The 25,921-nt window shown below is 61.6% G+C and carries 27 protein-coding genes; 14 read left to right on the top strand and 13 right to left on the bottom strand.

Annotation, left to right across the window (positions count from 1 at the left end; genetic code table 11):
• Positions 1–43: 43 nt before the first annotated feature.
• Together AC3IT9_RS11735 and AC3IT9_RS11730 are read right to left on the bottom strand one after the other, a co-directional pair.
• Complete coding sequence (locus AC3IT9_RS11735; RefSeq protein WP_489273145.1) at positions 44–298, bottom strand: hypothetical protein; 255 nt, start codon at positions 296–298, stop codon at positions 44–46.
• 48 nt (positions 299–346) lie between these two features.
• A complete protein-coding gene (locus AC3IT9_RS11730; RefSeq protein WP_150759659.1) occupies positions 347–610 on the bottom strand; it encodes a DUF2790 domain-containing protein in 264 nt (87 codons plus the stop codon).
• A 297-nt stretch (positions 611–907) separates the two neighbouring features.
• Between AC3IT9_RS11730 and AC3IT9_RS11725 the strand changes: the two genes are divergently transcribed.
• A complete protein-coding gene (locus tag AC3IT9_RS11725) occupies positions 908–1,648 on the top strand; it encodes a response regulator (RefSeq protein WP_095946382.1) in 741 nt (246 codons plus the stop codon).
• Positions 1,645–2,955, top strand: coding sequence for an ATP-binding protein (locus AC3IT9_RS11720; protein ID WP_151214802.1), 1,311 nt, complete (start codon positions 1,645–1,647; stop codon positions 2,953–2,955). The genes AC3IT9_RS11725 and AC3IT9_RS11720 overlap by 4 nt, the downstream gene beginning before the upstream one ends.
• Before the next feature lie 660 nt (positions 2,956–3,615).
• Here AC3IT9_RS11720 and AC3IT9_RS11715 read toward each other — a convergent pair.
• Positions 3,616–4,371 carry an HvfC family RiPP maturation protein gene (locus AC3IT9_RS11715; RefSeq protein WP_489273143.1) on the bottom strand — a complete coding sequence of 252 codons (756 nt, stop codon included), beginning with the start codon at positions 4,369–4,371 and terminating at the stop codon, positions 3,616–3,618.
• 3 nt (positions 4,372–4,374) lie between these two features.
• The gene (locus tag AC3IT9_RS11710; RefSeq protein WP_489273142.1) at positions 4,375–5,205 is read right to left on the bottom strand and encodes an HvfB family MNIO-type RiPP peptide maturase; all 831 of its coding nucleotides are present in this window, start codon (positions 5,203–5,205) and stop codon (positions 4,375–4,377) included.
• 352 nt (positions 5,206–5,557) lie between these two features.
• On the opposite strand from AC3IT9_RS11710, the gene AC3IT9_RS11705 reads away from it, so the two are divergent.
• Positions 5,558–6,604, top strand: a complete 1,047-nt coding sequence (locus AC3IT9_RS11705; RefSeq protein WP_150725666.1) for a class I SAM-dependent methyltransferase — start codon at positions 5,558–5,560, stop codon at positions 6,602–6,604.
• 127 nt (positions 6,605–6,731) lie between these two features.
• Positions 6,732–7,574 (top strand): NAD-dependent protein deacetylase, encoded by an 843-nt coding sequence (locus AC3IT9_RS11700; RefSeq protein WP_489273141.1) that lies wholly within the window; start codon positions 6,732–6,734, stop codon positions 7,572–7,574.
• 27 nt (positions 7,575–7,601) lie between these two features.
• Here AC3IT9_RS11700 and AC3IT9_RS11695 read toward each other — a convergent pair whose 3' ends face one another.
• Complete coding sequence (locus AC3IT9_RS11695; RefSeq protein ID WP_489273139.1) at positions 7,602–8,504, bottom strand: LysR family transcriptional regulator; 903 nt, start codon at positions 8,502–8,504, stop codon at positions 7,602–7,604.
• Between the two features lie 210 nt (positions 8,505–8,714).
• Between AC3IT9_RS11695 and AC3IT9_RS11690 the strand changes: the two genes are divergently transcribed.
• Genes AC3IT9_RS11690 through AC3IT9_RS11680 form a run of 3 tightly spaced genes read left to right on the top strand, consistent with a single transcriptional unit; the run spans position 8,715 to position 11,308 of the window.
• Positions 8,715–9,413: a CoA transferase subunit A gene (locus tag AC3IT9_RS11690; RefSeq protein WP_046043267.1), complete on the top strand. Its 699-nt coding sequence runs from the start codon at positions 8,715–8,717 to the stop codon at positions 9,411–9,413.
• A 36-nt stretch (positions 9,414–9,449) separates the two neighbouring features.
• A complete protein-coding gene (locus tag AC3IT9_RS11685) occupies positions 9,450–10,115 on the top strand; it encodes a CoA transferase subunit B (protein WP_008026717.1) in 666 nt (221 codons plus the stop codon).
• 11 nt (positions 10,116–10,126) lie between these two features.
• The gene (locus AC3IT9_RS11680; protein WP_223449164.1) at positions 10,127–11,308 is read left to right on the top strand and encodes an acetyl-CoA C-acetyltransferase; all 1,182 of its coding nucleotides are present in this window, start codon (positions 10,127–10,129) and stop codon (positions 11,306–11,308) included.
• A 304-nt stretch (positions 11,309–11,612) separates the two neighbouring features.
• On the opposite strand, the gene AC3IT9_RS11675 is transcribed toward AC3IT9_RS11680, so the two are convergent.
• Entirely contained in the window at positions 11,613–12,143 is a 531-nt protein-coding gene (locus AC3IT9_RS11675; RefSeq protein WP_489273138.1) for a chalcone isomerase family protein, read from the bottom strand.
• A 169-nt stretch (positions 12,144–12,312) separates the two neighbouring features.
• Between AC3IT9_RS11675 and AC3IT9_RS11670 the strand changes: the two genes are divergently transcribed.
• Positions 12,313–13,125, top strand: coding sequence for a hypothetical protein (locus AC3IT9_RS11670; protein ID WP_489273505.1), 813 nt, complete (start codon positions 12,313–12,315; stop codon positions 13,123–13,125).
• Positions 13,126–13,208: 83 nt separating this feature from the next.
• Positions 13,209–13,775 carry a DcrB/PsbP domain-containing protein gene (locus tag AC3IT9_RS11665; RefSeq protein WP_150725254.1) on the top strand — a complete coding sequence of 189 codons (567 nt, stop codon included), beginning with the start codon at positions 13,209–13,211 and terminating at the stop codon, positions 13,773–13,775.
• Positions 13,776–13,777: 2 nt separating this feature from the next.
• Here AC3IT9_RS11665 and AC3IT9_RS11660 read toward each other — a convergent pair whose 3' ends face one another.
• The 3 genes from AC3IT9_RS11660 to AC3IT9_RS11650 form a co-directional block, all read right to left on the bottom strand.
• A complete protein-coding gene (locus AC3IT9_RS11660) occupies positions 13,778–14,494 on the bottom strand; it encodes an alpha/beta hydrolase (RefSeq protein WP_489273136.1) in 717 nt (238 codons plus the stop codon).
• 191 nt (positions 14,495–14,685) lie between these two features.
• Entirely contained in the window at positions 14,686–15,798 is a 1,113-nt protein-coding gene (locus AC3IT9_RS11655) for a succinylglutamate desuccinylase/aspartoacylase family protein (RefSeq protein ID WP_489273134.1), read from the bottom strand.
• A gap of 204 nt (positions 15,799–16,002) precedes the next feature.
• On the bottom strand, positions 16,003–16,782 hold the full coding sequence (locus AC3IT9_RS11650; protein WP_150752940.1) for an ABC transporter substrate-binding protein: 780 nt from the start codon (positions 16,780–16,782) through the stop codon (positions 16,003–16,005).
• Positions 16,783–17,112: 330 nt separating this feature from the next.
• Here AC3IT9_RS11650 and AC3IT9_RS11645 point away from each other — a divergent pair, with 330 nt between their 5' ends.
• Complete coding sequence (locus tag AC3IT9_RS11645) at positions 17,113–17,751, top strand: type 1 glutamine amidotransferase (protein WP_489273133.1); 639 nt, start codon at positions 17,113–17,115, stop codon at positions 17,749–17,751.
• Positions 17,752–17,842: 91 nt separating this feature from the next.
• On the opposite strand, the gene AC3IT9_RS11640 is transcribed toward AC3IT9_RS11645, so the two are convergent.
• Positions 17,843–18,277, bottom strand: coding sequence for a rhodanese-like domain-containing protein (locus tag AC3IT9_RS11640; protein ID WP_423505397.1), 435 nt, complete (start codon positions 18,275–18,277; stop codon positions 17,843–17,845).
• 101 nt (positions 18,278–18,378) lie between these two features.
• Between AC3IT9_RS11640 and ftrA the strand changes: the two genes are divergently transcribed.
• Entirely contained in the window at positions 18,379–19,407 is a 1,029-nt protein-coding gene (gene ftrA, locus AC3IT9_RS11635) for a transcriptional regulator FtrA (RefSeq protein WP_489273132.1), read from the top strand.
• Positions 19,408–19,471: 64 nt separating this feature from the next.
• On the opposite strand, the gene cobF is transcribed toward ftrA, so the two are convergent.
• Both cobF and AC3IT9_RS11625 read right to left on the bottom strand, forming a co-directional pair.
• The gene (gene cobF / locus AC3IT9_RS11630) at positions 19,472–20,227 is read right to left on the bottom strand and encodes a precorrin-6A synthase (deacetylating) (RefSeq protein ID WP_150725246.1); all 756 of its coding nucleotides are present in this window, start codon (positions 20,225–20,227) and stop codon (positions 19,472–19,474) included.
• Positions 20,227–20,799, bottom strand: a complete 573-nt coding sequence (locus AC3IT9_RS11625) for a histidine phosphatase family protein (RefSeq protein ID WP_489273131.1) — start codon at positions 20,797–20,799, stop codon at positions 20,227–20,229. The genes cobF and AC3IT9_RS11625 overlap by 1 nt, the downstream gene beginning before the upstream one ends.
• 562 nt (positions 20,800–21,361) lie before the next feature.
• On the opposite strand from AC3IT9_RS11625, the gene AC3IT9_RS11620 reads away from it, so the two are divergent.
• The 3 genes from AC3IT9_RS11620 to AC3IT9_RS11610 all read left to right on the top strand — a co-directional run bounded on the left by AC3IT9_RS11620 (position 21,362) and on the right by AC3IT9_RS11610 (position 24,474).
• Positions 21,362–22,378, top strand: coding sequence for an arginine N-succinyltransferase (locus AC3IT9_RS11620; protein WP_150725244.1), 1,017 nt, complete (start codon positions 21,362–21,364; stop codon positions 22,376–22,378).
• 49 nt (positions 22,379–22,427) lie between these two features.
• The gene (gene astA / locus AC3IT9_RS11615) at positions 22,428–23,462 is read left to right on the top strand and encodes an arginine N-succinyltransferase (protein ID WP_489273130.1); all 1,035 of its coding nucleotides are present in this window, start codon (positions 22,428–22,430) and stop codon (positions 23,460–23,462) included.
• Positions 23,463–23,604: 142 nt separating this feature from the next.
• Complete coding sequence (locus tag AC3IT9_RS11610; RefSeq protein WP_223441718.1) at positions 23,605–24,474, top strand: isocitrate lyase/PEP mutase family protein; 870 nt, start codon at positions 23,605–23,607, stop codon at positions 24,472–24,474.
• Positions 24,475–24,685: 211 nt separating this feature from the next.
• Here the strand turns inward: AC3IT9_RS11610 and AC3IT9_RS11605 are convergent, their stop codons facing one another.
• Positions 24,686–25,759, bottom strand: coding sequence for a diguanylate cyclase (locus AC3IT9_RS11605; RefSeq protein WP_150752949.1), 1,074 nt, complete (start codon positions 25,757–25,759; stop codon positions 24,686–24,688).
• Positions 25,760–25,921 lie beyond the last annotated feature (162 nt).

Below are 25,921 nucleotides of genomic sequence, written 5' to 3'. Positions count from 1 at the left end.
GCATTCGCGAGCAAGCCCGCTCCCACAGTGGATTGGGGGGCTCTCAAGCCGTCTGCTCATCCAGCAACCGCCCCTGGGGCGTGCGACTGGCACCATTTTCGGCGAGCATCTGCCCCTGCGGCGTGCGGCTGGAACCGTCCTGCGCCAGGAAGCCTTGGGTGCCCTTCTCTGCCACCGGCGTCAGCTGGAAGCAGGTATTGCTGGCGCAGGCACTTTGCTCTACCGCGGCGTTGGCATGGGCCGCCGCACCGGCGATGGAAAAGGCGATGGCGGTCAAGTAGCGGGAAATGTTGTTCATGATGTCCTTCCTGTTTCAAATGGATTGAGCGGTGGTTGATCGCGACACTCAGTTTTCCGAGTTGCAGTTGTCAGCCAACTTGCTGTAACCCAGCACCTGGGTTTTTGACTGGGAGTCGAGGTATGTCAGCCGCGCATTCACCACGCCGCAGGAAGGTGAAGTGTCCTCGGTCAGCGACACGACTTTCCTGATATCCAGTTGGGTGCCGTAGGTGTAGGTTTTGGGAGCGACATCGGCTTCGGCACGGGCCGACAAGGTGCAGATGTTCAGGGCGGCAAACAGGCAGGCGGCGTAGATGGCTCTGGTGTTCATGGCGGATTCCTCAGGGTTCGACAGGTCGTTGGGCCGAGGCGCTCTGGTTTGCCTCGATGGAACCCATTAAAAGCCTGCGAGGTATCTCGTCTGTGTCGGGAATCGACGTGAATCAATCGCTGCGTATCAGAACGGCGTCTGGATACACAGCCATACAAAACCGCTGGAAATCGGCTTTTTTGCCTTCGTGTGTATCCGCAGGCAAGCCAGATACACTGCAATACAAAGGGCGGCAGGCGAGCCCGCCGAGGCTCGATAGACTGTGTGGCATTCCCCATTTACCAGAGGTTTGGCCCAATGGATCACGTTGATCACATCCTCATCGTTGACGATGACCGCGAAATCCGCGAACTGGTTGGCAACTACCTGAAGAAGAACGGCCTGCGCACTACGGTCGTGGCGGATGGACGACAGATGCGCGCTTTTCTGGAAACCACCCCGGTGGACCTGATCGTGCTGGACATCATGATGCCGGGGGACGATGGCCTGGTGCTCTGCCGCGAACTGCGCGCCGGCAAGCACAAGGCCACGCCAGTGCTGATGCTCACCGCCCGCAACGACGAAACCGATCGCATCCTCGGCCTGGAAATGGGCGCCGACGACTACCTGGTCAAGCCGTTCGCCGCCCGTGAACTGCTGGCGCGGATCAACGCGGTGCTGCGACGCACGCGCATGCTGCCGCCGAACCTGGTGGTGACCGAAGCCAGCCGGCTGTTGGCCTTCGGCCGCTGGCGCCTGGACACTTCGGCCCGTCACCTGCTCGATGAAGACGGCACCATGGTCGCCCTGAGCGGTGCCGAATATCGATTGCTGCGGGTGTTTCTCGACCATCCGCAACGGGTGCTCAACCGCGATCAATTGCTCAACCTGACCCAGGGCCGCGACGCCGACCTGTTCGACCGTTCCATCGATCTTTTGGTCAGCCGCCTGCGCCAGCGCTTGCTCGACGACGCCCGCGAACCGGCCTACATCAAGACCGTGCGCAGCGAAGGCTATGTGTTTTCCCTGCCGGTGGAAATCCTGGGCGATCAATCATGACCCTGGCGCTGCATTGGCCGCGGACCCTGGCCTCGCGGCTGTCGCTGATATTCCTGATCGGCCTGATCCTCGCCCAGGCGCTGTCCTTCGGCGCGCAGTACTACGAACGCTACGAATCCTCGAAAACCACCATGCTCGGCAACCTGGAAACCGACGTTTCCACGTCCGTTGCCATCCTCGACCGCTTACCCGCCGACGAGCGAGCCGCTTGGCTCAAACAACTGGAGCGGCGCAATTACAGCTACATGCTCAATGAGGGTTCGCCGGGCACGCCCATCCGCACCGACATGCCCGATGCGCCCATTGCCATTGCCTCGATCAAGGACGCCATCGGCCACGATTACCCGATGACCTTTACCGACATTCCCGGGCCGAAAAAACATTTTCAAGTGCACTTGAACCTGGCGGATGGCAGCCCGCTGACCATCGACGTCCGCCCGGCGATGGTGCCGTTGTCGCCCTGGCTGCCCATCGTGTTGCTCGGGCAACTGGCGCTGATGCTGGCCTGTTCCTGGCTGGCGGTGAGAATCGCCATCCGCCCCCTCACCCGCCTCGCCGGTGCCGTCGAAACCCTGGACCCCAACGCGCATCCCGTGCTCCTGGACGAAAAAGGCCCGACCGAAGTCGCCCACGCCGCCAGGGCCTTCAACTCGATGCAGGCACGCATCGCGGCGTACCTGAAGGAACGCATGCAATTGCTCGCGGCAATCTCCCACGACCTGCAAACCCCGATCACCCGCATGAAACTGCGCGCCGAGTTCATGGACGACTCCAGCGAGAAAGACAAACTGTGGAACGACCTGGGCGAGATGGAACACCTGGTGCGCGAAGGCGTGGCCTACGCCCGCAGCATCCACGGCGCCACCGAAGAAAGCCGCCGCACCGACCTCGACTCATTCCTCGACAGCCTGGTGTTCGACTACCAGGACGTGGGCAAGGACGTTCAGCTCACGGGCAAGAGTGCAGCCGTCATCGACACCCGCCCACACGCCTTGCGCCGGGTGCTGGTCAACCTGACGGACAACGCATTGAAGTTTGCCGGTGCCGCCGAGTTGCGGGTGGAAAAGCAGGCCGATGGCAACCTGTCGATCAAGATCCTCGACCGTGGCCCGGGGATCGCCGAGGAAGAACTCAAGCAAGTGATGGAACCGTTCTACCGCGTGGAAAACTCCCGCAACCGCAGCACCGGCGGCACCGGGCTGGGGCTGGCGATCGCCCAGCAACTGGCGGTCGCGATTGGAGGGTCGTTGACCTTGAGCAATCGCGAGGGTGGCGGGTTGTGTGCGGAGTTGCGATTGCCGGTGTAGAAGGGTTTGGCTTAAGGGTGAGGATATCGGCCTTGCCGTAAAGAATGGTTGGCTGGCAGGCCGTCATCGCGAGCAGGCTCGCTCCCACAGGTACTCAGTACATCCGCGAGATATTGCTCGGCTGGCAGGACGCCTTCGCGGGCAAGTCGGATCGCCGCACCGTCGCTCCCACAGGTACTCAGTACATCCGAAAGATTTCGATCGGCTGGCAGGCCGCCATCGCGAGCAAGTCGGATCGCCGCACCGTCGCTCCCACAGAAGAGCAAAGGCAGAGCAGCCCACACCGCGCCGCTTCTCACCACTCATCAGGCCGAGCGTTAGCTCGCCTGCAGCTTTTGATCTTGATCCACCCGCCCCCTCGGGAGGCTGAGTGGAGGTGTTCATCCGGGGACTGGCGCGCAGCGCCGCTCGACGCAGTCGAACTCATTGCATGTAGGTCGAAGCGAAGCCGACCGGAGGGCAATGCCCCCGGATGAATACCGCAGCGAAGGAACGCCGAGCCTTAGCGAGGGGCCGTACGTAAGGGGCGAGACCTTTGGTTCCTTTGGGGCGTTTGCCAAAGGGACTCGCCGTAAGGGCGAAACCATAAGTCGCCGTTACCGCAGAAACGGATATGTACTCAATCAAAAAAGCAGCCTGGTCGGCCAAGAGGCCGCCAGGTCACCCCGCCCCAACAACCCCCTCCCCATGCATCTGCCGCAACAACGCCAACCCTCCCTCCAAAAACTCAGAAGCCCCCACCATCCCCGCCTCCACCGCCAATCCGTGCAACTGCTCACGTCCGGTCAACTCCGGAAACTCACCAATACGCAGCAACAACCGCCACGCCAACAGACTCAATTCAGAAAACCTCACACTCCAATCCTCGGCGCGACGCACCAGCAACAAGGTCGGCTGAGCAGGTAAAACATCCGGCTGACAATCCGGCCCCACCCGCTGAACCGGCCAGGCATACGCCAACGGCCAGGCCAGCGGCGACACCTGTAACGGCCGATCCAGCAGCAACGCGACATCACCACCAACCAAAGGCTCGGCATCAGACTGCTGCAGCGCCATTTCCACCCACTCGTAATGCGCCAGCTCGACCATGAACGGCGGCCACAACCCATCGCTCAACGCCCGAGGCCCGGCTGCGAGAAACCCGACAAACTCCTCAGCAATCTCACCAAATTTCGGAGTGCGAGCGCGGTAGTCCCGCAAAAAGATCCGCACCAGCGAACACCAGCGCTCATCCCCCACAATCCTCACCAGCACCGGAAAGGTGCCACTGAGCAGCGAAGACAGGTTGGCGAACACCAGATCGCGATAAACCTGTGCCCGCGCCGGGTCCATCTCGGTGGGTGGCGCATTGTGTTCAGGGTCGCGCAGGTACAGGCCCATGACGGTTTGTTGCTGCAAAAGACTCGACTTCTCCACGGTTCAAACCTCCTGCTGCAGGCGGCGAATGATCTGCAATTCCGCCACCAGTTCAGCGAATGCCGGAAAATTGAAATCCCGCTCCAGCAAGGTCGGTTGCGCACCGAACCGGGCATAAGCCTGGGCCAGCAACGACCACACCGCCGGTTTGACCGAAGCGCCATGGGTGTCGATCTTCAAGGTGTCGGACTCGTCGAAATGCCCGGCAATGTGCATCGCCACCACCCGGCCCGAATCGATGCCGGCGAGAAACGCCTGCGGATCGAAGCCGTGGTTGATCGAATTGACGTAGACGTTATTGACGTCCAGCAACAGGTCGCAATCGGCCTCGCGCAGCACGGCATTGGTGAATGTCACCTCGTCCATGTCCTGTTGAGGCGCGGCGTAATAGGAGACGTTTTCCACCGCCAGACGCCGCCCGAGAATGTCCTGGGCCTGACGAATGCGCGCGGCGACGTGGTGCACCGTTTCTTCGGTAAACGGCAGCGGCAACAGGTCGTACAGGTGGCCGTCATCGCTGCAGTAACTGAGGTGCTCGCTGTACAGCGGCACGTTGTAGTGATCGAGGAAGCTGCGAACCTCATGCAGAAAATCGACGTCCAACGGCGACGGCCCGCCCAAGGACAGAGACAAGCCATGACAGGACAACGGATAGCGTTCAGCCAGGACGCGCAATGCCGCACCATGGGCACCGCCGATGCCGATCCAGTTTTCCGGCGCGACTTCCAGAAAGTCGAAATCGCCTGCCGGTGCGGCCTGGAGGTCGTTGAGTAAACCGCGACGCAGGCCAAGCCCTGCGCTGGCCTTGGCTACGGGGGGAATGGATGTCTGCATGGTGTCGATCTCACAAGATGTTCAAGGACGCGAGCCGGTGCCCGCCATGAGACAGAGTTAATCGAAGGGGTGTATCTGGACTGTGTTCGGCTGGGGCCTGAAGTTGCACGGGACTGTATCGAAAGGCCGGTGAGATACAGTGCAATACACAGCACAAATCCCCTGTGGGAGCGATGTCCGTCAGAAACATGTAGCTTTCGTCGCGCCAGACCGCGCAGTACAAGGCCCGGACTAAACTTACTGCACACAGGACCCGCTTGGTGCCCTGTACATTCCCACGACCACCGCCCAGCGGCGAGCACCTCGCCAGACAATGCCCCTGGACCGTGATCCTGCTGAAGGAGCACACATGATGGACGAGGCCAGACTCAACGATTTCATGGGCAAACTGGTGAATGACATGGGCGGCGCGGCGATGCTCGCCAACGTCATCCTCGGCGAAGAACTCGGCCTGTACCGGGCGATGGCCGACAGTCAGCCGATCACCCCCGAAACCCTTGCCGAGAAAACCGGCTGCAACACCCGCCTGCTGCGCGAATGGCTCAGTGCCCACGCCGCCTCGGGCTACATGGAACACCGTGACGGCCAGTTCCGCCTCCCCGAAGAGCAGGCCATGGCTTTGGCAATCGAAGACTCACCGGTTTATGTGGCGGGCGGAATCGGTGTGGTCGCGTCGTTTTTCCATGACAAGGACAAACTGGTCAAAGCAATGCGCGGCGACGGCGCCCTGCCCTGGGGCGATCACCATCCGTGCATGTTCAGCGGCACCGAACGCTTCTTCCGCCCTGGCTACAAAGCCCATTTGGTCGCCGAATGGTTGCCGGCCCTCGACGACGTGGTGGCCAAACTGGAAGCCGGGGCCAAAGTGGCGGACATCGGCTGCGGCCATGGCGCCTCGACGGTGATCATGGCCCAAGCGTTTCCGGATTCGCGCTTCGTCGGTTTCGACTACCACGCGCCATCCGTTACCGTTGCCACCCAACGGGCCGAAGAAGGGGGGGTATCCAGCCGGGCCAGATTCTTCCAGGGCACGGCCAAAAGCTACCCCGGCAGCGACTACGACCTGATCTGCTACTTCGACTGCCTGCACGACATGGGCGATCCGGTGGGCGCGGCCAAACATGCCTATGAGTCATTGAAGGACGACGGCACGGTGCTGCTGGTCGAGCCCTACGCCAACGATTTGCTCGACGACAACGTCAACCCCGTCGGACGCCTGTTCTACGCGGCGTCGACTTTCATCTGCACACCGAACTCGCTGTCCCAGGAAGTCGGCCTCGGCCTCGGTGCCCAGGCCGGTGAAACGCGGTTACGCAAGGTGTTCAGCGAGGCCGGATTCACCCGTTTCCGCCGGGCCACGGAAACGCCGTTCAACCTGATCCTGGAGGCGCGTAAATAATCCCCGCCGCCATCTCTGTAGGAGCGAGCTAGCTCGCGATAAACGCGATCACGCCGCGGGGTATCAGGCTAACAGTGTTATCGTTGACGACCATCGCGAGCAGGCTCGCTCCTACAGGTTTACCGGCATGCTCGACCGCCAGACCCGTGACCAACTCGATCGCCTCCATCAACTGATGGCGGATCAGCCGTTTGCCGTGCTGACCGGTGCCGGTATCAGCACGCCCTCGGGCATCCCGGATTATCGCGACAACCAGGGCGTGCGCCGGGGCCGGCAGCCGATGATGTACCAGGAGTTTCTCTCGGCCCCGGAGTCCCGGCGACGCTATTGGGCGCGGGCGATGCTCGGCTGGCCGAGGGTGCGACTGGCACAACCGAACGTGGCCCACGACACCCTGGCCCGTTTGCAAGGCACGCAGCAGATCAGCGGGTTGATCACCCAGAACGTCGACACCCTGCACGACCAGGCCGGCAGCCGTGACGTGATCGAACTCCACGGCAGTTTGCACCGGGTGTTGTGCCTGGATTGCGGCCGGCACAGCGAGCGCGATTCGATCCAGCGTCTGATGGAAACACAGAACCCATACCTGGCCGGCGTCGATGCGGTGCAGGCGCCGGACGGCGACACCTTGCTCGACCCGGCCTTCGAAGCGCGCTTCCAGGTCCCGCGCTGCCCGCATTGCGCCGGGGAACGGATGAAGCCGGATGTGGTTTTTTTTGGTGAGAACGTTGCGCAAGCCACCGCGGCCAAGGCAATGGCCGCCGTCGAACAGGCTACCGGGCTGTTGGTGGTCGGCTCGTCGCTGATGGCCTATTCGGCGTTTCGCTTGTGCCAGGCGGTGGTGGATCAGGGCAAGCCGTTGATTGCGATCAACCTGGGCAAGACCCGGGCGGATGAGATGCTGGATTTGAAGATAGAGGGGTCGTGCGAGCGGTTGTTGCCAATATTGGCGAAGCTACTTGGCAACTGACGAAACCCGATCCCACAGGAATTGTGTTCAGTGCATGGCTACTCGTTGCCCAAGGTTTTCCTCTTTCAGCACATCAAACAACGCCTGCGCCGCCGCCGACAGCTCTCCCCCCGGCAACGTCAGCACCCCCAGCGCCCGCTCCACCACCGGGTCACGCAAGGTAATGCAACGAGCCCCCAGTTCACGCATCTGCCCGGCGCACAAGGCCGGCACCGCGCTCACGCCCAGGCCACTGGCGACCATGCGCCCGACCGTCGCCAGTTGATGGCTTTCAAACTCCACCGGCAGCTTCATACCGCGGGCCTGCAAGTGTTCTTCCAGCATCACCCGCACCGTCGACGGGCGCTGCAAGGTAATGAACGGCTCCTTGAGCAAGGTCTGCCAGTCGATGTCGTCGAGTTCGGCCAGCGCCGAATCCAGGGGCACCACCGCGACGAAACGGTCGATGTACAACGGCGTGAATTGCAGCGACGAACTCTGGGTCGGCTCGAACGCCACCCCAAGCTCCACCTGGCGGTCACGGACCATTTCCAGCACCTGCTCGTTGATCACGTCATTGACCGTCACGTTGACATTCGGATAACGGGCGCGGAAGGTCTTGAGGATCGGCGGCAGCAGGTTGCCGGCGAACGACGGCATCGCCGCCAGGGTCACGCGACCGCGCTGCAGGGTGAAGCGTTGGCGCATTTCATCCTCGACATTGTCCCAGTCGGCGATCAACCGGCGCGCCAGCGGCAGCAGGGATTCGCCTTCGGCGGTGAGCGCCACGTTGCGCGTGGTGCGGGTGAACAAGCGCCCGCCCAGGCCCTCCTCCAGCGCCTTGATGGTCAGGCTCAGGGCCGATTGCGACAGGTGCAGGCGCTCGCAGGCCACGGCAAAGCTCAGGCTCTGGGCCACGGCCAGAAAGGCGCGGATCTGCTTGACGGTCATACTCGATTTCTCCCGGGTATTGTAGGGGCTGCCGAAGGCTGCGATCTTTTGATCTTGATCCAAAAGATCGCAGCCTTCGGCAGCCCCTACATATTGTTGAGTTTTATCTATTAATTAACCTTAAAAATCAACTTAACAAATGAATGCTCCAGCGAGACACTCCATCCCATTCGGCTAGCCAGCCGCCCACAAAGAATAAAAGAGGTGCATATGGCAGGTTTCGACAAGCGCGTGAGTTCCTACGAGGAAGCTCTGGCAGGTCTTGAAGACGGCATGACCGTGATCGCCGGCGGCTTCGGCCTGTGCGGGATCCCGGAAAACCTGATCAACGAGATCAAGCGCAAGGGCACCCGCGATCTCACTGTGGTTTCCAACAACTGCGGCGTCGACGGTTTCGGCCTCGGCGTACTGCTGACCGACCGCCAGATCAGCAAAGTGGTGGCTTCCTACGTCGGCGAAAACAAGCTGTTCGAAGAGCAACTGCTCAAGGGCGAAATCGAAGTCACCCTGACCCCGCAAGGCACCCTCGCTGAAAAAATGCGCGCAGGCGGCGCCGGCATCCCGGCCTTCTTCACCGCCACCGGGGTTGGCACGCCAGTCGCCGAAGGCAAGGAAGTGCGCGAATTCCATGGCCGCAAGTACCTGATGGAAGAATCCATCACCGGCGACTTCGCCATCGTCAAAGGCTGGAAAGCCGACCATTTCGGTAACGTGATCTATCGCCACACCGCACAGAACTTCAACCCGCTGGCGGCCACCGCCGGCAAGATCACCGTGGTCGAAGTCGAAGAAATCGTCGAACCCGGCGAGCTGGACCCGGCGCAGATCCACACCCCTGGCATCTACGTCGACCGGATCATCTGCGGCACGTTCGAGAAGCGCATCGAACAGCGCACCGTGCGTAAGTGATCCCCTGCCCCCGGACCGAATGAAGGAATAACGACAATGGCACTTTCCCGCGAACAAATGGCTCAACGCGTCGCCCGCGAAATGCAGGACGGCTTCTACGTGAACCTGGGCATCGGCATTCCGACCCTGGTCGCCAACTACATCCCCGAAGGCATGGAAGTCATGCTGCAGTCGGAAAACGGCCTGCTGGGCATGGGTCCGTTTCCTACCGAAGAAACCATCGATGCCGACATGATCAACGCCGGCAAGCAAACCGTGACCGCACGTACCGGCGCGTCGATCTTCTCCTCCGCCGAGTCCTTCGCGATGATCCGCGGTGGTCATGTCGACCTGACCGTGCTGGGCGCCTTTGAAGTGGACGTGCAAGGCAACATCGCCTCGTGGATGATCCCCGGCAAACTGGTCAAGGGCATGGGCGGCGCGATGGACCTGGTTGCCGGCGCCGACAACATCATCGTCATCATGACCCACGCCTCCAAGGACGGTGAGTCCAAGCTGTTGTCCCAATGCAGCCTGCCGCTGACCGGCGCCGGGTGCATCAAGCGCGTGCTGACCGACCTGGCCTACCTGGAAATCGAAAACGGTGCGTTCATTCTCAAAGAACGTGCACCGGGTGTCAGCGTCGAAGAGATCGTTGCCAAGACTGCCGGTAAACTGATCGTGCCGGACCACGTGCCGGAAATGCAGTTCGCTGCCCAGTGAGGAATCATTCCATGCAAGAAGTCGTCATTGTTGCCGCCACGCGCACCGCGATCGGCAGCTTCCAGGGATCCCTGGCCAATGTGTCCGCGGTTGACCTGGGCGCTGCGGTGATCCGTCAGCTGCTGGCGCAAACCGGCCTGGACCCTGCGCAAGTCGATGAAGTGATCATGGGCCAGGTGCTGACCGCCGGCGCCGGGCAAAACCCTGCGCGCCAGGCCGCGATCAAGGCCGGCCTGCCCTTCGCCGTGCCGGCCATGACCCTGAACAAGGTCTGCGGCTCCGGTCTCAAGGCCCTGCACCTGGGCGCCCAGGCGATTCGCTGCGGCGACGCCGAGGTGATCATCGCCGGTGGCCAGGAAAACATGAGCCTGGCCAACTACGTCATGCCCGGTGCTCGTACCGGCCTGCGCATGGGCAACGGGCAAATCGTCGACACCATGATCAGCGATGGCCTGTGGGATGCGTTCAACGATTTCCACATGGGCATCACCGCCGAGAACCTGGCCGAGAAGTACAGCCTGAGCCGCGAGCAACAGGACGCGTTCGCCGCTGCCTCGCAGCAGAAAGCCGTGGCCGCGATCGAAGCCGGGCGCTTCGTCGATGAAATCACCCCGATCCTGATCCCGCAGCGCAAGGGCGATCCGCTGTCCTTCGCCACCGACGAACAGCCACGGGCCGGCACCACCGCCGAATCCCTGGGCAAGCTCAAGCCAGCCTTCAAGAAGGACGGTTCGGTGACCGCCGGCAACGCTTCGTCGCTGAACGACGGTGCCGCGGCCGTGATCCTGATGAGCGCCGAAAAGGCCAAGGCCCTCGGCCTGCCGGTACTGGCGAAAATCGCCGCCTACGCCAACGCAGGCGTCGATCCGGCGATCATGGGCATTGGCCCGGTGTCGGCCACTCGCCGCTGCCTGGACAAGGCCGGCTGGAACATCGACCAGCTTGAGCTGGTTGAAGCCAACGAAGCCTTCGCCGCGCAATCGCTGGCGGTGGCCAAGGACCTGGAATGGGACTTGAACAAGGTCAACGTCAACGGCGGCGCCATTGCCCTGGGTCACCCGATCGGTGCCTCGGGTTGCCGCGTGCTGGTGACCCTGCTGCATGAAATGCTCAAGCGCGATGCCAAAAAAGGCCTCGCCACCCTGTGTATCGGTGGTGGTCAGGGCGTGGCACTGGCGCTCGAGCGAGCGTAAGCCAACAGCGTTCAACAGACGGCGCGGGGACCCACGAAGATCCGTGACCGCCTGGAAAAACACCCGGTGCGATGCAAGTCGCACCGGGTTCTTTTTTGTCTGTGTTTTTTCAGGTGGACCGAGTTATCGTTCATCGCGAGCAGGCTCGCTCCCACAGGGGATTTGTGGGCACAGAAAGTCAACTGTGGGAGCGAGCCTGCTCGCGATGAGGCCAGATCTGTCACCCCACAAACTGCAGAATCAACCAACTGTTCGCCCCACTGATCACCACAAACCTCGGGCCAGACCCGGCAAAACGCAAAGTCTACGGGACCGCGCCCAGCAACTGCTGGCGCAACTCGGGGTTGTTGGTACGCGGATCGAGCCAGATGGCAAAAAACGCCTTGGCGAATTGCAGGTCCTGCACATCACGCAATAACTGCTGACCGAGAAAAAACCGTGCGCCCTGCCCCGGCAGATAGACCCCGGTCAGCCGCGTGCCGGCCTGCACGTCGACGAACGACTGTTGCATCTGCGCCTGCCAGGACGCCAGTTGCCCGGCACTGACCGAGGTGCCGGCGAGTCGCTTGATTTCCCTGACGCTGGCGTTCACCAGGTCATCACGGGAAATGCTGCGCTGGTAGATCAGCTCCAGGGCGAACGGCTGATCGCCCGCCAGGGGCCGCGAGGTACTCCAGAGCCGTGCGCTGTAGACATCGAAGCCGTACTTGCGAAACTCGCCGCTGCCGAGGATTTGCGCTCCGGGCAGCGAGTCCTGCCAATTGGCCAGGGCCTGGCAGCTCAGCAAGACAAGCAGCCACAGACCATGGCGCAGCGGTGATCGTTGGCGGTTCATGGCAGATTGGCCTCATCGCGGGATGCCCAAAAAAACGTATACGCAATAGACCCTTTCGTACAATTTCCAATAATGGCTCTATTTTTGTATACAAAATGCATATACACATAAAGCAATCTATCCGATGCAATGTTACCGTTGCCACCTCACACAGGTCGGAGACGTGCGCGTGTTGATCCTCAAGTTGCTGGTGATCCCAGGCTTCCTGCTACTGATTTCCCTGGCTGGCAAACGCTGGGGGCCGAGCGTGGCCGGTTGGTTATCGGGGTTGCCGGTAGTGGTCGGGCCGATCCTGTTGTTCCTCGCCCTCGAACAAGGCCAGGCGTTCGCCGCGCAATCGGCCACCGCCGCCCTGTCGGCCATGTTCGCGATGATTGCGTTCTGCGTGACTTACGCCCAGGTCGCACAACGGGCCGGATGGCCGCTGGCGTTGATGATCTCGCTGTCGGTCTGGGCACTGGTGGCGGTTGTCCTGTCGCTGATCCCGGCCTCCCTGGTGTTTTCGGTGTGCGCCGCCGCCACCGCGCTGCTCGCCGCACCGTACCTGTTTCCCACCGTGCAACCGGTACTCAGTGGCCCGGCGCCGAAATCCGACAAGCTCCTGTTGCGCATGGTGGCCGGTGCATTGCTCACCCTGGTCGTCACGCTGCTGGCCAGCACCGTCGGCGACCGCTGGAGCGGCCTGCTGGCGGTGTTCCCGGTATTGGGCAGCGTGATGGCGGTGTTCTCTCAGCAAACCCGTGGCCCGGCCTTTACCGCCGCGCTGCTGCGCGCTACCGCCACCGGCATGTACTCGTTCGCGGCCTTCTGCCTGGTGTTGGCCCTGGCCCTGCCGACGATGGGGATGAACGCTTTTGTGCTGGGCGTCGCGGTGTCGGTGGCCATGCTTGGCGTGACCAAACGCCTGCTGGCGCGGCCGGTTGACTGTGCTGAACTTTGTGGCAAGCCCCCTCGCCACGGGAAAGCGACCTCACCCAAGTAACCGCTGGGTAGAGCACACTGGAACGCATCGCAACCTCCATGGGATGATCGCGCCCCACCGCGCGTCCATCCCTGGAGATCCCGATGTCATTGTTGAGTAAAAAAGCCCTTGTCCTGCTGCTGGCCGCCGCTACCGGCCTTGGGGCTTTGAATGCGCAGGCCGCCAAGGCCACTTCCAGCGATGCGCCCGCCCACAAAGTCTCGATGCTCGGCGACAAGTTCACCTTCAACCTGCCCAAGGGTTTCATCGCCAATCCGCTGCCGGCCAGCCCGGACGGCGCCAGCGGCACCCTGTACAGCAATGAAACCACCAAGACCGTGGTGATCGCCGCAGAAAACACCCTGCCCAACGGTGTCAGCGTCAAGGACAACGACGGCGGGTTCCTCGACGGCACCGTGGCCGATTTCGATGCGGCGCAACACACATCCCTGCCCGACTACAACAAGCTCAGCGAGAAAGCCCTGACCCGGACAACCGGGCTGGGCCTGCGCCAGATCGACGGCACTGCCACGCAGGGCGGTGGCATGACCCTCACCACCACGCTGATGGCGGCATCCGGCACTCGCATGGCGGTGATCCAGGTGATTTCCCGCCCAGGCGACATGGCGGCCCACGAAACCCTGGTCAAACAGATCGTCAGCGGGAAATAAGGCTAAGGGTTCAGACGCTGCAACCAGGCGCTCAAGTCCTGTATCTCGTCGGCGCTGATGCTGTGACCGACACCGGGGTAGGCATGAAACTCGGGTTCGAGTGACACGCTCTGCAACAGGCTGTTGGCTTCGGTGCCGTCGCTGTAGGGAAGGCGTTTGTCCTGCTCGCCATGACCGATGAAAATCGCCAGCGACTGGCGTTTTTCATCCGGTTGAAGCTCGGACTTGAGCACTGGCAGAATCCGCCCGCTCAACGCAGCGATCCCACCGAGCGCCTCGGGATGTCGCAGGCCTGTTTCGTAGGACATGATCGCGCCCTGGCTGAAGCCGACCAGGAGCACCTTCTCGGGTTCGGTGTGATATTTCTTCGTGGCCTGTGCGACGAAATCCAGCAGCAACTGGCCGCTGGACTTCAGATCATCGGTCTCGCCGTTGTAGGCCCCTTCGCCCTTCTTGCGAAACCACTGATAGCTGCCCGGCTCCATCACCATCGGTGCCCGCACCGACAGGTAGGTGTAGGACGCGGGCAAGTCATCCTTGATGCCGAACAGGTCCTGCTCGTTACTGCCGTAACCGTGGAGGAAAATCACCAGGGGTTGATGGTTCGAATCGGAGCTGGCCTGCGCCAGGTACTTGAGCGGCAAGTCGGTTTGCAGCGGGGTTTGGGCGTGGACGGCAGTGGATACCAGGAGCGTGAGCAGCGCGAGCATCTTCAACATGGGTCTTCCTTCACTGAATGCAGGATTCGGGGAAGAGCCTAACACTGTGAAGTGGGCAGGAACATCTCAGGTGTGGCTGATGCCGCCTTCGCGAGCAAGCCCGCTCCCACACTGGATTTGTGGCGTTCACAAAACCTGTGGGAGCGAGCTTGCTCGCGATGGGGCCGGTACAGACAACGAAAATCCCTGGCTCAGTCGTTGATCAACTTGCCCACCCGAATCGGCTCCCGCCCGGCGACCTTCGCCTGCCAGCTGCCCGGCTGGGTGTAGCGCCCACGGTCGATAGCGAACAGCACGCCACTGGTGCCGGCCTGCACGGTGGTGACCTTGTCGTTCAATGGGTCGACCACCTCGAACAGTGCATCGCCCTTCTCCACCCACTCCCCGGCCTCACGCAGGAAGCTGACCACGCCGTGATGCGGGGCGAACAGGTATTGGGTGCCTTCGAATGGCATGCCTTCGCAGCATTCGGCCGGTGCCGCCGGCCAGGTGCCGGAGATGAAACCCTGCTCGGCGAGGAACCCTAGGATGGCCTCGCAATTGGCCTGGGCCTGGTCGACCCGGGTGTCGCCCATGCTGCCCAGCTCCAGGGTGGTCGCCAGGTTGGCCGGTGGAATCGCCGCCGCCGGGAACGCCCTGGCCAGACGCAACCATGGCGAGGAACAGGATTCATCGAACGAGCTGCCGCCGGAGTCTTCACACAACAACGCCACGCCGGCTTTCAAGCGCGCCGCCAGGGATTGCCATTGCGGCCAGTGCTGCGGCAACGCGTAGATGTGGATGGCCGCGTCGAAATCGCAATGCAGGTCGAGGGTGATGTCGGCGTCGCAGGCATGGCGCAGCAACTGGCGGTGCATGGCTTCCAGCTGCGATGCCGCTGCCGGCAAGCCGTCGAGGACCTGGCCCATGGCCTGGCGAATCAGCACGATGTTGGCCTGGGCGTCGGTGCCCAGGCGATCACCGATCAACGCGGCTACCGGCGCACTGAGTTCGACGAACGAGCGGTTGAAGTTCTTGCCGCTGCCGAGCTCGAAACGCCCCAAGTGGCTGCCTTGCAAGTGTTGGTCGAGGCCAATGGGATTGGCCACTGGCACCAGTTCGATCACACCGTTCAATTGTCCCTGCTGTTCAAGTTCGGCCAGGCGTTTCTTCAACTCCCAGGCCGTGCGCATGCCCGGCAATTCGTCGGCGTGCAGGCTGGCCTGGATGTAGACCTTGCGCGTGCCCCCGCCATAACGAAACACGCTGAGGGTGCGCTCGCTGCCCAGGTGGCTCCAGGGTAGTTGGTGGTCGATGCGTTGCATGGGGGGACTCCTGATGTCAGAACGGCGAGATCACCTGTGGGAGCGAGCCTGCTCGCGAAGGCGGCGCTACATTCAACATCCATGTTGCCTGACACGACGCTTTCGCGAGCAGGCTCGCTCCCACAGGTATCTCGTTTCAATAGAAAGAAAGCACAAAAAAAATGGCAACCGCGCCAACGGTTGCCACTTTTCCAAACGGCTGGATTACTCGCCGTAAACGTCAAACTTGAAGTACTTGTCCTGCACTTGCTTGTACTTGCCGTTGGCGCGGATTTCAGTGATCGCTGTGTTGAATTTCTCGGCCAGGGCGGTATCGCCCTTGCGCACGGCAATGCCGGCGCCGCCACCGAAGTATTTCGGATCGTTGTACTCAGGGCCGACGAAGGCAAAACCTTTACCGGCGTCGGTTTTCAGGAAACCGTCGTCCAGGTTGACCGAGTCGGCCAGCAGCGCGTCAATGCGGCCGGACACCATGTCCAGGTTGGCTTCCTGCTGGGAGCCGTAGCGCACCAGGACAATCCCCGCCGGTTGCAGCACTTCAGTGGCAAAGCGGTCGTGGGTACTGGCGCGCAGCACACCGACTTTCTTGCCCTTGAGTTCGGTCAGCGGATCCTTGACGTCGCTGCCTTCCTTCATCACGAAGCGCGCCGGGGTGTGATAGTACTTGATGGTGAAATCGACGTTCTTCTTGCGGTCGTCAGTGATGGTCATGGACGACAGGATAGCGTCGATTTTCTTGACCTTCAGCGCAGGGATCAGGCCGTCGAACTCTTGCTCGACCCAGGTGCACTTGACTTTCATCTGCTCACACAGCGCGTCGCCGATATCCACGTCGAAACCGGTGAGTTTGCCGTCAGGGGTTTTCATCGAGAATGGCGGGTAGCCGGCTTCAATACCGATGCGGATCGGCTTGGCGTCTTCGGCCACGGCGGTCAGGGACAACATCGACAGTGCCAGGGCACCGAACATCACTAGCTTCTTCATTTATAACTCCTGTGTGCGGAGGCTTTTATTGGCAGCTTCGATTGGCAGCGTTCGGTCATCGCTTCGTGAGCGGGAACCGAAGTGGCCGGCAGTCTAGAGCGGCTACAGGAGGGCAAATTACGCCGAGGCGACAAATATTTATAGAAAAGTGGCGTCCGGAGGGAGGCATCGAGGTGAACGCGCCATGACAGTGCAAAGTCTGTCAGACATACCGCGCTTTCAGAACGGACCTACAGGTTTTCCGGCTCCATCCGACAGAATGGGACGACTGGCGATGCCCGGCGTTTTGCGGCACATTGAGCGCCTTTGCGTCCCATCGAGAGTAGCGTGATGCCAACGTTGAACCTGATCCAGCACCACCCCGCCGAAGGTCCGGGCGCTATCGCCATCTGGGCCGAATCCCGAGGGCTGACGCTGAAGGTGTTTCGCGCCGACCTCGGCCAATTGCCGCCCGTCAGCGCCGATCCGGTGATCCTGTTGGGCGGGCCTTATGAATCCAATGCCGGCCCGGCCTGGCTGGAAGTCGAACGGCAGTGGCTCAGGGGCAGTCTGGATCAGGACGCGGCTGTGTTCGCCATTTGCCTGGGGGCACAGTTGCTGGCGCTGAGCCTGGGCGGGAATGTACGGCGGATGGACCGGACCGAAACCGGATGGACCACCGTGAACTTTATCGATGGGCAAACGCTGAAGGTACTGGAGTGGCACGAAGACGCCATCGACCTGCCGCCTGCCGCGCAGCTGTTGGCCAGCAGCGCGCACTGTGCGCAGCAGATGTACCGCGCCGGGCCGACGCGGCTGGGGTTGCAGTTTCATCCGGAGTGGAACGCGGAGTCGGTGGCCCTGCTCAATGCGCATTTTGGCGATGATTCGCCGTTGCCACGGGGTTCGCTGGAGACTGAGGCTTACGCAGCAGTGGCCAAGTGGTTAGAGGCAACGCTGGATGAGTGGTGGGCGGCGGGAAATGAATAATACAGATCAAAAAATCGCAGGCTGCGCCAGCTCCTACAGGCAACGCAATCCAATGTAGGAGCTGGCGCAGCCTGCGATCTTTTCGGTTACATCAACACTCGCAACCGACCACGCTGCTGGTTTGCCGCTGCACCCCGGCACTCAACTCAAACCCTTCATCCAGCCACCCGGTCACGCCGCCGATCATCTCCTTGACCGGATACCCCAAAGCCGCCAGTTTCACCGCAGCCTTGTTGGCGCCGTTGCAGTGAGGCCCGGCGCAATAGACCACGAACAGGCTGCTTTTCGGATAACCCGCCAAACCTTCGGCGCTCAGCAGGCGCCCGGGAATGTTGATCGCTCCCGGTACATGCCCGCGTTCGAACGCCAGCGGGCCACGAACATCCACCAGAATGAAATCGACTTCGCCAGCCTGCTGGCTGCCGTGGACGTCGGAACAATCGGTTTCGAAGGTCAGACGGTTGCTGAAATGCATCAGGGCGATGGCCGAGGGGGCAGCGGGAATTTCGCGAACCAGGCTGGTCATGGGCGGTACTCCAAAGAAGCGGTGGGTGTGGGAAGACTTTATCCGCCAACCGCTTGCGGCTACAGTGGCGTACAAGACACTCACCGGGAACTTTCCGCCAAATGCACCCCACCCCAGGAATGGTCGCGATTCTGGCCTATGACGGCCTGTGCACGTTCGAGTTCGGCATTGCCGTGGAGATCTTCAGCCTGCCACGACCTGAATTCGATTTTCCGTGGTACGAGCATCGTATCGTCGCGGTCGATCAAGGTCCGATGCGTGCCATGGGCGGCATCCAGGTCCTGGCCGATGGCGGCATGGAATTGCTCGCCGATGCCCGCACCATCATCATTCCCGGCTGGCGCGACCGCAGCGCCGCAGTGCCCGCCGAGCTTATCGCCGCCCTGCGTCAGGCCCATGCGCGGGGCGCGCGGTTGCTGTCGATCTGCTCTGGTGTTTTCGTCCTCGCCGCCACCGGGTTGCTCGACGGTCACGGTGCGACCACGCACTGGCGCTATACCTCGGAACTGGCCGAGCGCTTTCCCGGCATCCTGGTGGACCCGGACGTGCTGTATGTCGATTCCGGCCAGTTGATCACCTCCGCCGGCAGCGCGGCGGGTATCGATGCCTGCCTGCATCTGGTGGCGCGGGATTTCGGTACGCAGGTGGCCAATTCCGTGGCCCGGAGGCTGGTCATGTCGCCGCAACGCAGCGGTGGCCAGGCGCAATTCATTCCGACACCGGTCAGTCCCACACCGCGCAGCGATCTTTCCCGCGTCATGCAGTGGGCGCGTGAGCGTTTGCACGAACCGCTGGAGGTACGCGACCTGGCCAGCGAAGCCGCCATGAGCGAACGCACCTTCCTGCGTCGCTTCACCGAAGCCAGCGGCCAGTCACCGAAAACCTGGTTGCAGCATGAACGTCTGGGCCGCGCCCGCGAACTGCTGGAAAGCAGCGACCAGAACACCGAGCAGATTGCCGAACGTTGTGGTTATCGCTCGGTGGAAAGCTTTCGGGTGGCGTTCCGCACGGTGGTTGGCGTGCCGCCTTCGGTGTATCGGGAGCGGTTTGGGTGTGGGGGCAACACATTACCTTCGGTTGGCCTTCAGGGCCCAATCGCGAGCAGGCTCGCTCCCACACGGACGGCGTGAACACTGGAGATTCACTGTGGGAGCGAGCCTGCTCGCGATGGCGTGAGCCCGGTCACCTCAACTCTCAAGGCTTTCGCAGCAGATAGGTATCCATGATCCAGCCATTGGCCAGCCGCGCAGCCTTGCGCACCCGTTCGATTTCATCCGCCACATCCTTGAGCCTGCCGCTGATCAGGATTTCATCCGGCGTCCCCAAATAGGCCCCCCAGTAAATCTCGGTGTCTTGATCCACCACCTGATGGTAAGCATCCTGGGCATCGAGCATCACCACCAGGCTGTCGGCATCGCTCACCTGCCCCGCCGCCAAACGCCGGCCGGTGGTGATTTCAACGGAGCGGCCAATCTGGTTGAGCGGCACCTTGTGCTGTGCCGCCAACGCCTGGACGCTGGTAATGCCGGGGATCACTTCGAACTCGAACACACAGGTTCCTGAGGCCTGGATCGCCAGAAGGATACGGATGGTGCTGTCGTACAGCGCCGGGTCGCCCCACACCAGAAAACCACCGCACTGGCTGTCGGACAGTTCTTCATTGATCAGCCGTTCGAAGGTCTGTTGTTTGGCCAGGTTCAAGTCGTCAACACTGGTCTTGTAGTCCACCTCACCGCGCTCACGCTCAGGGCTGTGGGCTTCGACCAAACGGTAATCGTGGCCGGTGATGTAGCGTTCACAGATTTCGCGCCGCAATTCGATGAGTTTGTCTTTGCTCTCACCCTTGTCCATGAGAAAAAAAACATCGACCTGATTCAGCGCCTTCACCGCTTGCATCGTGATGTAGTCGGGGTTGCCGGCACCGATCCCGATGACCAGGAGTTTTTTCATCACAGCAGGTCCTCAGGGTCGGTGCCCGGTAAGCGTAGCCGCCAGCAACCATGGAACCGCAACTCGACAGCCGACAGGGGTTCGACGTCGATCAGGCTGGACGCTGCCCCCTGCAATACCTGCGTCAGCGCGGCGCGGATGACGAAGGGATGGGTAATGGCCACGATGTGCCCCGGCGTCGACTGCAAGGTTGTCAACCACCCGTCCACCCGTTCCTCCAGTTGCACCAGCGACTCACCACCGTGGGGTGTCGAAGCCGGGTCCACCAACCAATACTGGAGCGCATGGGCTTCGGTTTTTTGCAGCTCACCGATGCGCACACCGCTCCAGCGCCCGAAGTCGCAGTCCCTCAGCGCGTCAATAATTTGCGGCGAGCTGCCGAACAGTTCAGCGGTTTGCCGGGTGCGCAACTCCGGGCCACAGACAAGGCGTGGAGCGCCCTTGAACTGATTGCAACGGGAAAGCCTGAGCGCTTGCCAATCCATCTCCAGAGGCTCGTCCAATGGAAAGCGCGCCAATTTCTGTGCGACGGTTCGAGCATGACAAATCAGGGTTAAACGGGTCGCCTGCACCAGCAATCACTCTAAAGATGGAAAGGAACGACGGCGTCAGGTGACCGCCATCGTGCAATTGTGCCGCAACAAAGCAGCCCCGGGTGGTGTTTAATTTTCCTGTTTGAAACGGATCCTTCAGTCATTTCCTGCCAGCTTTTCTGTCATGGCTGACCGCAATGCAGGCAATCACCTACAAGACTTTACGACATCGGCGTAGCCCCTTGGTACAGGCACTTCGCCCCTTTTTCGGGCACGGCCAGACCACACGAAAATTCACTAGACAGGCAGTGCGCGATAATTAAATACTCCTTTCAACGGACTGTTAAAACACGTACCACGCTCATCCAGCAGGAGCCCGGATGCCCTTTCTCGAACACCCGATCAACGCGTCTGGCCAGGCATCGCCTCCGGCCGAACCGCCTGTTCCTCGTTTAATGCGGTCCATCCCAAGAAACATCCGACAAAAAAAGAGTGGCGCCTGACAACGTTCAGACGACCACCGATTTAATGTGTGAAAAAACCGACAGTGATAGTCAGGTTCGGCTCAACCCGCCGAATCGTTTGATACAGGAGCGTCTCCATGCTGGTCTTGCGTCCAGTCGAGTTAGCCGACCTGCCCCAATTGCAGAGGCTGGCTCGTGAAAGCCTCGTGGGCGTAACGTCCCTGCCCGATGATAGCGAACGGTTGCGCGAAAAAATCCTCGAGTCCTGTGCCTCATTCGAGAAGGATGTCGAGGCTCATGGCCCGGAAAACTATTTCTTTGTACTCGAAGACCTGACGACACAGCACCTGGTCGGCTGCTCGGAAATCCTCGCCACGGCGGGGTTCAGCGAGCCGTTCTACAGTTTGCGCAACCGGCACTTCACCAGTGCCTCGCGGGAACTGAACATCGAGCACGGCGTACCGGCCTTGTCGTTGTGTCACGACCTCAGTGGCCACACCTTGCTGCGGGGCTTCCATATCGATGCCGCGCGGGTACGCAGCGCGCACTCCGAACTGCTGTCGCGGGCGCGCCTGTTGTTCATCGCCGCCCACGCCCGGCGTTTTTCCGAAACGGTGATCACCGAGATCGTCGGCTACAGCAGTGATGAAGGCCACTCGCCATTTTGGGACGCCGTGGGCAAGCATTTCTTCGACTTGCCCTACGTCGAGGCCGAACGGCTTTGCGGCCTGCAGAGCCGCACCTTTCTCGCCGAACTGATGCCGCAGTATCCGATTTACGTGCCCATGCTGCCCCAGGCGGCACAGGACTGCATCGGCAGCATCCACCCCGACGGCCAGGAAGCCTTCGATATCCTTGAACGTGAAGGCTTCGAAACCAACAGTTACATCGATCTGTTCGATGGAGGCCCGACGCTCTATGCGCGCACCTCGGGCATTCGTTCCATCGCCCACAGCCAGTGCGGCGTAACGCAGCCTGGCCCGGTGATCGATGCCCGTGGCAGCTTTCTGGTGAGCAACGAGTCCTTGGCGGATTATCGGGCCATCGTCGCCGATCTTGATTACATCGCCGGGCAACCCGTGACGCTGGACGCCGCCATGTGCGAGGCGCTGAAGGTGACCGAGGGCAGCCCGATCAGGCTGATCGCCCTGTGAATACCCGCCAGATTCAACGCCCGAGCACACGCGCACAAGGAGCAGCCGCATGATTGTCCGTCCGGTGCAGATCACCGACCTGCCCGCCCTGTTCAAGCTGGTGCGTCAGGCCGTTCCGGGGCTTACCAGCCTGCCGGCCGACGAAGAACGCCTGGCCCACCGGATTCGCTGGGCCCAACGCACCTTCGCCGGGCAGGTCGATCGGGCCGATGCCGACTACCTGTTCGTGCTCGAGGATGACGAGCAGCAAGTGGTGGGCGTCAGCGCCCTGACAGGTGCCGTCGGTCTGCGCGAGCCCTGGTACAACTACCGGGTCGGGCTGACGGTCAGCGCTTCAGCGGACCTGGGTATCCAGCGCCAGATCCCGACCCTGTTCCTGAGCAATGAATTGACCGGGCAATCGGAAGTCAGCTCGTTGTACCTGCGCCCCGATCAGCGCCAGGGCAGCAACGGCCGTTTGCTTTCCCTCGGGCGCTTGTTGTTTGTGGCCGAGTTTACGCAGCTGTTCGGCAACCGGCTCATCGCCGAATTACGCGGCAGTGCCGACGAACGGGGTGGCTCGCCGTTCTGGGACAGCCTCGGCCGGCACTTTTTCAAGATGGATTTCAGCCACGCCGATCACTTGTCCGGGCTGGGCAACAAATCGTTCATCGCCGAACTGATGCCGCGCCAGCCGCTGTACACCTGCCTGCTCACCGAACAGGCCCAGGCGGTGATCGGCAAGGCCCACCCGAACACCGAGCCGGCCCTGAAAATCCTCAGCGCCGAAGGGTTTGCCCACAAGGGCTACATCGATATCTTCGACGGTGGACCGGTCCTTGAAGCCCCGGTTTCCGGGATCCGCACTGTGCGCGACAGTCAACCGCTGATACTGGCCATCGACTCGCCGGACGATAAAGCGCCCCTCTGGCTGATTCACAACCGCCGTCTGGAAAACTGTCGCATTACCTGCGCCCCGGCCCGACAGGTGGGCAACAGCCTGGTGGTTGATCGCCTGACCGCCAAGCGCTTGCAGCTGCAACCCGGTGACTCGGTGCGCGCCGTGCCACTGCTTGACCAACGGCAACAGGCCGAGGCGGCATGACTTATCAGTTCCATCGTTGCGACGTCAATCGGCCTTACCCAGCAAATTCGTCATCATTCTCCCCCGGCACGCGTGATAGCCTTTTACTTCTTCGGCGTTGACACTTTTGCTCAAGCCCTTCCATTCCATTGGTGGAACTCATATGTCCAGGCTTTCCCATCAAGATTTGCGCCGCAATTTTCGCCAATTGTTCGCCTCCGACACCTGCTACCACACAGCCTCGGTGTTCGACCCGATGTCGGCCCGTATCGCCGCCGACCTGGGCTTCGAAGTCGGGATCCTCGGGGGTTCGGTCGCCTCGTTGCAAGTGCTGGGCGCCCCCGACTTTGCCCTGATCACCCTCAGCGAGTTCGCTGAACAGGCCACCCGCATCGGCCGTGTCGCCCAGTTGCCGGTGATCGCCGACGCCGACCACGGCTACGGCAATGCGCTCAACGTCATGCGCACCATCGTCGAACTCGAACGTGCCGGCGTCGCTGCGCTGACCATCGAAGACACCCTGCTGCCCGCGCAATTTGGCCGCAAATCCACCGACCTGATCACGGTCGCCGAAGGCGTCGGCAAGATCCGCGCGGCACTGGAAGCCCGCTGCGATACGGAAATGGCGATCATCGCCCGCACCCACGCCGGGATTCTGCCGGTGCAGGAAATCATCAGCCGCACCCGGCAATACCAGAGCGCCGGGGCCGACGGGATCTGCATGGTGGGAGTAAAGGACTTCGACCATCTGGAGCAGATCGCCGAGCACCTGAGCGTGCCGCTGATGCTGGTGACCTACGGCAACCCGCTGCTACGCGATGACAAACGCCTGGCCGAACTGGGAGTGCGCGTGACCATCGACGGCCATGGCGCGTACTTCGCCGCGATCAAGGCGACCTACGACAGCCTGCGCGAGCAACGCCAGATCCTCACCCAGACCTCGGACCTGAGCGCGACCGAGCTGACGCACACCTACACGCAACCGGAGGAATACATCCGCTTCGCGGAAGAGTTCATGAGCGTGAAGGAGTGACGGTTTAAACCGACATGCCGCTTTCGTCGGATCGCCGCCCGGAGCAAGCCCGCTCCCACAGTTGATTTTTGTTGAACACAAGTCTTGTATTCACTCCGAATCCCTGTGGGAGCGGGCTTGCTCGCGAAGAGGCCATCACAGCCAAAATCCATGCCGCCTGACACGCCGCCATCGCGAGCAGGCTCGCTCCCACAGGTCTTGCGGTGGGCGGTTAAACCGAGTCGAGCAGTTCGCGATGAGGTTTCCCATTACCGCAACAGATCACACGATTACGCCCGGTGGTCTTGGCTTCGTATAGCGCATGATCGGCGTCGTTGAGCCAAAGCGTCGCGTCGCCATGGGCCGGGTTGAATGACGCCAGACCAATGCTCAGGCTGACTTTCAGCGCCGGGTTCTGCTTGTACCCCAAGGTAGCGAAGCGATCGCGCAGGGCATCCATGACGGCGGCGGCGCGGTTCAGGGGCAGGTCCGGAAGGATCACGCAAAACTCGTCGCCGCCGTAGCGCCCTGCCATATCGGCCGTTCGCAGGCTCTGCTTGAGCATTTTGCTCAACTGGCGCAGAACGATGTCGCCGGCAACATGGCCGTAGGTGTCGTTGATGGCTTTGAAATGGTCGATGTCGATCAGCGCGATCGCCCCGCCTTTTTGCTGGTGTTTGCAACGCTGGAACTCGACCTCCATCTGGTCCTTCCAGGCGCCATGGTTCAGCAGGCCCGTCAGGCTGTCGGTGCGGCTCAGTGCCAGCAGTTCACGCTTCTGACGGCCGAGGGTATGGGCCTGGCGGAAGCAGATCCAGCCCAGTGCCAGCGGATACAGGCACAGCAACGGCAAACAGGCATAGAGCTGCAACGGGCTGGTGGCAGGAATGAACGCCGGGGCGAAAATCAGCAGGCCAACGCCCACGCCCAATACTTGCGCGGCCGTCCCGGCCAGCAGGAAGCGAATGCCACCGATGGCCACGTTGTGCATGGCCATCATGGAAATGGTGGTCGCGCTGGGCAGTGGATTGAAATGCATCGCGGCAATCCAGAAGCCGCCGAGAAAGGCATCGATCAGCAGATTGCGGTGTTCGGCGTGATAAGGCTTTCTGGCCCGGCGCGCCCAATGGTAGGCCAGGTGTGGCCAGACCAGGCCATTGAACCACATGAAGCCCCAGACCCAGGGCGCCGGTTCGAGTGGATACATCGCCGCGCTCACGCATACCAACCCCAGGGCCACCCCCAGGATTCGCGATGTATAGAGCCTCCTGGCCAATGAATATCCCGTTCCTCCCGATTTTTCCATAGGGCCTCTGTGCCACTCGACGGAATTCGACAACAGCCTGTGCCTATGCGCTGGAGTCTATCAGGGTGAAATCAAATAGCCATCACCGACTGACAGGCTGAATATCGCTACATCACGCTCGCATAAAAGCAAAAGCCTCGTCTCCAGAAACGGCTATACATG

This window comes from Pseudomonas sp. KH_046_1 (assembly GCF_057839025.1).
The sequence above is the reverse complement of the archived record's forward strand: the minus strand, read 5'-3'. Positions and strand labels throughout refer to the sequence as shown.